Source organism: Hephaestia mangrovi, assembly GCF_019880555.1.
Classification (GTDB): Bacteria; Pseudomonadota; Alphaproteobacteria; order Sphingomonadales; family Sphingomonadaceae; genus Sphingomonas; species Sphingomonas mangrovi.
In genome coordinates this window covers 1-6,804 of the sequence record NZ_JAINVU010000017.1, presented here as the reverse complement: position 1 = coordinate 6,804, position 6,804 = coordinate 1, and the positions used below count along the sequence as shown (strand labels likewise).

Below are 6,804 nucleotides of genomic sequence, written 5' to 3'. Positions count from 1 at the left end.
GAAGCAACCCCTTCAAAACACGCCATTCTGCTTCGGTAAGATCGCCCCGACTCAAACCCGCCTCCAAAAGGCAGCCTTGAATCAACCGGCCATCGCAACGTCAACCAATTTGTCCACGCCGCCTAGACGTGGACCTACAACGGCCGCATCTTGGGCAGGGGCCGTCCACGCCATCACGTCAGGCGCTGACCATGGATAAATATCGGTTTCAATGCGAGTTGACCAGGGCGACCCCGCGGCTGCGAACCAACTCAACACCGACCTGCTAGAATCCCGTCCATCTCAATGGCAACCTCGTTCCAGGTGGGCAGGTGTTTGCTAAAGGGGCGCTTGCCACGACGCAATGCGGCGCGGATCGAACGCGATACGCTCGAAAGATTTGCGGGATCGTATTGAAACACGTCGTCTCCTTCGATCTCCAGCGTATTGGGGCAGACGATGGGCAGACCGCAGACACGATACTGCCGGATTTTGAGGCTCGATTCAGCGATATAAGCATTTTTTGCCGTCAGTTGGTACGGCGCCAGCGCGCAGGACGCGTGCTGAATATAGGGTGCGAGCTGATCGAAGCCGACCTCGCCATGCATGGCCAGATTTGCCGCCCCTCCTGGACGGTCACCCACGCCGAAAACGTGAATTGTCGCCTCGGGGACCGCCCTTGCGATGGCCAGCAGCGCGTTCCAATCGAGCAAGGTGCTGCCCGCCAGCACGGCGTTGATCGAGCCTGGCGGATAGGGGGAAGGCGTATCCTTTAACAGCACCGTTTTGTCCACACCGTGCGGAATGAGGAACCAGCTAGTGCCGGCTGGAAATTGCCTCGCCAACAAGGCGCTGGGCGTGCGGACCGCGTCGGCGGTGGCGAGAACCTTACGCTCGGCTTCGAGCAACGGCCCCGAATAGCCCACACCGGATAGTGAATCGGCGGCGTTGTATAGCACGCGCGCTTCGGGATAAGTCCGGCGGACGAAATCGTAATATGAAACCGCAAGGCCGCTGGCGATCACCACCGCATCGATCGGCCCTATGGGGCGCAACACCGATTTGCCAAGCTTACCCGAACGCCAAAACAAGCGGCTGACAAAGCCTGTATCGCGCGCGGGGCGATGCACAGCGTCCATCAGAACACGTTTCCATAAGCCATCCGCGTCTTGGCGCCAGTTGCGGTAGGCCCACACGCCCTTATGGCGGTGCGGGGCCATGGCAAGGCGCAGCAGGCTGGTGCCGACGGTCAACACATATACTTCGTGCCCCAACTGACGCAGCCCCAAGGCGAGGAAGTGGGTGCTCGCCTTGCGCGCTTGGGGATGGAAGGATTGGGCGGTGAGATAGAGGATTCTCATGCTTGCCTTGTCGCTGGTGACCATCAGGAAGAGAAAATTTCAACCATCGCGCCGTGCAGCGCCCGAAGGACCGTGGGCGCAGGAAGATATCGTGACAGGGATCACCTCTTCAATATGCTAGTCTCTTGTAGGACCCGTTGGGCTATCGACTGCCAAGAAAAGTTGCTCTTTATATGATCAAGCTGATGCTCAATGAGCGTCGCGCGCTCAGCGACGGATTTGAGTTGTGATATCTTGCCGACCAAACCGTCGACGTCGCCCGGCGCGAACGTTGCCTGATCGCCAACCACGCCGGGAATGCCGCCGACCGTAGATCCGATGGCCGGGGTACCACAGAACACCGCCTCTGCGCACACGCGGCCGAACTGCTCGCGCCAATTTGGGGTCGGTTCGCTAGGAAGAATAAACAGATCGAGCGCTGAATAAAAAATCGGCAATTGCTCCTTGTTGAGCGCAGGGAGCATTACAGCGCCTAACGAACGCGCTGTGTCGGCGACGTCGCGATCGCTGACTGGGCCGCACAGCATAAGGGATACGTCGGCCAGTTGCGCCGCTCTCGCCAATGTTTCCAAGCCCTTGGGGCGCCAGATGCGACCAGCAAACCCTACCAGCATAGCACCATTAAGGGCACGAGCGGCTTCGGGGAACAGCGCCTGAAGATTGGCGCGAGCGATTGGCTTGGGGGTCGGGCTGAACGAATCGAGCGAGACACCGTTGCCCAGCGGGGCAGCGATCCTTGCTGGGCTCGCGCCGCGGTCTTTCAAAACAGTAGCGACCTCTGGGTTCTTAGGGAAGATTAGGTCGGTGCGGGCATGGACCAGACGTTCGGCAAGGTTTGCCCCCGAAAAATTCCCCTTCATGTTAATGGCGCTGCTTTCCAAAACCAGCACGCTTCGGCGTTTGAGCAACGCGCAAAAAAGCGCGGTCAGCGAATGTGGCTCTTCGTGTACGTATAAGATTTCTGGTGGATTGGCGTAAATATAAGACAGCATCGCCGGGCTGATGTAGGACAGCCAGTGGCTATTCGCCGCCGCGGGAAACAATTTCAGATCGAACGATGTCGTTTCCTGTGTTTCGGCATAATCGATGCCCGCAAAGGAGGTCGGTCCAACCACCGTTAGATCGAACAGCTTTGCGAGTTCGCGGAACCGATCATGATAGAGCCGGTTGCCAGCTTCGTGCCACACAAGAGTTAGGCGAGGCTTCACCGTTGCTCCCCACCGTGAGAACTGTTCGTTGGCTTTACCACATCAGATGCGCCAATCTGCGCCAACGGCCGCCCGGCGATCATTCGCGCCAGCAAGAACGCATCGCCAGCATATCGCGGAAACAGGCGGCGAGGCTCACCGGCCAAACGGTGAAGCCATTCCAGTCCCGATTTGCGAAACCACGGCGGCGCCCGCTCCTTCAGCCCCGCAGTGAAATCGAGCGCTGCACCGACACAGAAGATATTGGCAGGCGGAAGGGAGTCAAACCGTCTTGATATCCAGATTTCAGATTTCGGCGCTCCCACCCCCATGAAAAGGTGAGTTGGAGCAAAGACGCCAATCTGTTCGATCAGACGATCACCATACGCCGAGTCCCATTCAAATCCAAATGGCGGAACTATATGCCCTACCGCGCTATTTGCGAAACCCCTCGCGACCAGCGCACCAGTAAGCTGGGTCGCTGCGAACTCCGAGCCGGCAACGAAAAACGGCCGATCGCGCTCAGGACGCAGCTGTTCAATCAACGCTTCGAACAGATCTGCGCCGGTGACCAGTGGAAATGACTGCCGAAGCTGGATCCGCGCAAGAGCCTGCATGGGTCGGCTGTCGAGCGTGATTATAGCCGCCTTGCGATAAGCTTCTCGGAAGGCAGCATTCGTCTGCAGCAAGCGTAGATGATTCAGATTGCAAGTAACAAAAAGCGTTGGTCGCTCCGCCGCGCGAAGGCCAAAGGCAACAATTTGTTCGAAACTAGCTCGCGTGAAAGGAATGCCGTAAGCTTGGTCGCTCGCAACGCTGCCAGAAATGCGGTGGGAGTGAGCCATCTGACACCTCAAAGACTACATGGGATAGATAGGTCGCTGCTGTGAGCGAATGCTAAGTGCTTCAGGCCATCTATGTTTGAATTATCAATGCCCCATTTCAAGCATAGATAATGATCTAATTTTTAACACACGCTCTTTGAGTAGTTTGAACGCTTAAAACGTTAAACGCCTTTTCACTTAGGCTTACTTCGTGTCGGTGTGTCCGTAGTGATAGTAATTATATCCGTAGTAGGCGTAGTCGGAAGCGGCATTTTTGGGGTCGAACTTGGTGAGGACGGCGCCGAGGACGTGGGCGTGGCCGGTTCCCATTAAGCTACCTCCATCTACTGGCTGCTTAAGTCAAATAACAAGCTATTGTCTTTGGCCAGCCTCGATCTGGCAATGCGTTGGGGCTCCCGTTAGCTTTTCTCGGGTTGGTGTCCGTAGTGATAGTAATTATATCCGTAGTAGGCGTAGTCGGAAGCGGCATTTTTGGGGTCGAACTTGGTGAGGACGGCGCCGAGGACGTGGGCGTGGCCGGTTCTGAGACGGCGAAGGGCGGCCTTGGTAGCGCCGCGGTGGCCGCGTGAGGCTTCGACCACGAACACGGCGTTACCTACCATCGAGGCGATCAGCGGGGCGTCGGCGAGGCCGAGCACCGGGGGGCCGTCGAAGATGACGATGTCAAAATCGCGTTTGAGCTCGACGAGAATGTCGGCCATGCGCTGGTTGCCGAGTAGTTCGGTCGGGCTTGGCGGCACGGGGCCGGCGGCAATGAACGACAGATTGGCGATGTCGGTGGTCTGAAGCACGGTGGCGATATCGCCATGTGAGGTTAAAAGGTCCGACAGGCCGCGGTCGTTGTTTACCTTGAACCCGCGATGCTGCGAGGGGCGTCTCAGATCGATATCGACCAGCACCACCTTCTGGCCGAGTCTGGCCAGGCTGGTGGCAAGCGCATAGCTGGTGGTCGACTTGCCCTCGCTGGCCTGGCTTGAGGTGACGAACAGCGCCTGCGGCATGCCTTCAGCTGTCGAATAGAGCAGCGACGTTCTCAGCGAGTTGTAAGCTTCCGTCAATGGCGAGCGTGGCGCCAACAACTCTTCGCGCATGTCCTCGGCCTCGGTTGCCGGGATGATCCCCAGCGTCGGCAGGCCGAGCTTGCGTTCGACATCTTCCGGGGCACGGATCGCATCGTCGAGTTGCTCGCGCACGAACACCACGCCGCCCGCAATGGCAATACCGGCCACCAATGCCAGCGCCAGGTTAATGAGCAGATTGGGCGAGGACGGGCCAGCCGGGGTGATGGCCTGATCGACCACCGAAATGTTGCTCGCCGTGATCCCAGCCGCCGCGCTTACTTCCTTATAGCGCTGCAACAGACCTTCGTAGAGCGTACGGTTGGTGTCGGCATCGCGCGCCAGGATATTGTAGCGCACCGAACGGTCCTGCTCGGTCAATGTCGCGTTCTTGAACGCGTTGACCTGGGCTTCAAGCGCGCTCTCGCGGTCCTTGGCGGTTTCATATTGCTGGCGGATCGACTGCTTGATCTCGCTCGCGATCGCATTGATCTGGTCGTTGATCTCCGCCAGCTGCGCCTTCAGCTGCTGCACCGTTGGGTAAGCGTCGAGATGCTTGGCACGTTCCTGGCTCAGCGCCGCCTGGGCCGTCGCGCGCTGATCGAGCAGATTCTGTACCGTCCTGTTGCCCAGCACGTCGGGAATGCTGAGCAACGGTGTATTTTCCACCGTGCGCCAGTTCTGTTCAGCGGCGATACGATCGGCAGTTGCCTGGTTGGCGGCTTGGTTAAGCTGGGCCAGCGAGGCGGTCGTCACCGAGGACGAGCCGGTTGTCGTTGTACCGTCGGCACCGGCCTGATTGGTCATGATCAGTCCGGCCTGCCGGGCATAATCGTTGAGATTTTGCTCCGACTGTTCGAGCCGTGCCTTGGCTTCACCCAACTGTTGGGACAGGAAATTGCGCGCATAAGACGTGCTGTTGAACTTGCGCTGCAGGTCGTTCTTGATGAACTCGCTGGCATAAGCATTGGCGATCCTGGCCGCCAGCGCCGGATTGGCGCTGGTGAACGAAACCGTCACCACCCGCGAATCCCGCGGCAAATCGACCGAGAGGTTGTTCGAGATAATGTGAATGACCGCATTGCGTTGCCGCTGCGAGCCCGCACTGAGATCCTTCGGCGGCGCCACATCCATTTCATCGAAAAACTTCGGATCATTGAACAGGTTCAGCGCCTGCGCCACCCGAATCGCCATTCCCCGACTCTTCAGTACGTCGACTTGCGTCTGCAAATAGCGGTCGGCATCGCTATAGGAGGACGGCGGCTGAACCTGGTCCTGCGTATCGAGCACCTGGGCAGCTTGCTGGTCGATCTGAATGCTCGTCAGCGCCGTATATTGAGGCGTCATCAGCATCGTCGTCACTAAGCCCAGCACCAGAGCCGCCGCGACGATACCGCCGATGATCCACTTGTTGCGCTTCAGGATCAGCCACAGCGCCCGAAAATCGATCTCGAACCCGCGGCGTTCCTCAGCCTCGAAGATCGATTCCTCCTCCGCCAGCACCGGCACCCGCGAAACCGAAGATACGCTATTCATCGTCACTGGCTGCCTTTAGAAATATCGGAACGCAAAAAGGAACGGCGCAGTCTTGAACATGTCGCGGAACACGCCCTTGACCTGATCGAACCCGACCACGATCACATCGCCGCCCAGCACCTGCGGATCGGAGGCCCGGCCTTCGCGGATCGCCTCGACGTCGAACACCGCCCCAGCTCGCCGGCCGTTGATGTTGCGGAAGATCACCACCTGATTGAGCTTCGCTACCTGGGTCGGGCTATGTGCCTGCGCCAGCGCGCTCAGCAAGGTTGCCGTGCCGTTGATCGCATAAACCCCCGGCGCGTTGACATCGCCTTCGACCGTGAAGTTCTGCGACACCGACGATGTCACCGATACCGATACCTGCGGATCGACCAGATACTGCTTCGCTAGCGCCGCCGCGATGCTGCTCGACACTTCTACCGCGGTCTTGCCCCCGGCATGCACCGTCCCGATCAGCGGAAACGCCAGATTACCCGACGCATCGACCTGCATCTGGTCAAAGCTCAGGTCCGGCTCCTGAAACACCGTCACCTTCAGCACGTCCAACGGACCGATCCGGTACGCCGCCGCCTCCTGCGACGGATCCGCCGCCGGCATCACCGCATAAGACGCCGCCCCACGCGGCAAATCCTCCGCCGCATGCATCCCGCTGCACGCCCCACACGACAACACCAGTCCGGTCGCGACCAATACACGCCCAACCGCCATCACCCAACCACTCCCTCAGACCGACGACCAGACCGCTCAATACCAACCCGACCCAGCAAACCCGCCAACATCCCACTCACCACAGCCAAAGACAGACTCCGCTCCGGATAGTCAACCAACGAATGCA

General features: G+C 59.0%; 5 protein-coding genes. All 5 read right to left on the bottom strand.

Annotated elements, in window-relative coordinates:
- Positions 1-251 precede the first annotated feature (251 nt).
- Positions 252-1,364, bottom strand: coding sequence for a GumK N-terminal domain-containing glycosyltransferase (locus K7G81_RS17610; protein ID WP_223032141.1), 1,113 nt, complete (start codon positions 1,362-1,364; stop codon positions 252-254).
- 77 nt (positions 1,365-1,441) lie between these two features.
- A complete protein-coding gene (locus K7G81_RS18105) occupies positions 1,442-2,548 on the bottom strand; it encodes a glycosyltransferase family 4 protein (protein ID WP_223032140.1) in 1,107 nt (368 codons plus the stop codon).
- Positions 2,545-3,372 carry a WecB/TagA/CpsF family glycosyltransferase gene (locus tag K7G81_RS17600; protein ID WP_223032139.1) on the bottom strand — a complete coding sequence of 276 codons (828 nt, stop codon included), beginning with the start codon at positions 3,370-3,372 and terminating at the stop codon, positions 2,545-2,547. Before K7G81_RS17600 ends, K7G81_RS18105 begins: the two co-directional genes overlap by 4 nt.
- 398 nt (positions 3,373-3,770) lie before the next feature.
- The gene (locus K7G81_RS17595; RefSeq protein ID WP_223032138.1) at positions 3,771-5,966 is read right to left on the bottom strand and encodes a GumC family protein; all 2,196 of its coding nucleotides are present in this window, start codon (positions 5,964-5,966) and stop codon (positions 3,771-3,773) included.
- Between the two features lie 15 nt (positions 5,967-5,981).
- Positions 5,982-6,677, bottom strand: coding sequence for a polysaccharide biosynthesis/export family protein (locus K7G81_RS17590; protein ID WP_223032137.1), 696 nt, complete (start codon positions 6,675-6,677; stop codon positions 5,982-5,984).
- Between the last annotated feature and the right edge of the window lie 127 nt (positions 6,678-6,804).

Coding starts and splice junctions, on each gene's coding strand:
- K7G81_RS17595 (WP_223032138.1), bottom strand. CDS start 5,966: ATGAATAGCGTATCTTCGGTTTCGCGGGTGCCGGTGCTGGCGGAGGAG.
- K7G81_RS17610 (WP_223032141.1), bottom strand. CDS start 1,364: ATGGTCACCAGCGACAAGGCAAGCATGAGAATCCTCTATCTCACCGCC.
- K7G81_RS17600 (WP_223032139.1), bottom strand. CDS start 3,372: ATGGCTCACTCCCACCGCATTTCTGGCAGCGTTGCGAGCGACCAAGCT.
- K7G81_RS17590 (WP_223032137.1), bottom strand. CDS start 6,677: ATGGCGGTTGGGCGTGTATTGGTCGCGACCGGACTGGTGTTGTCGTGT.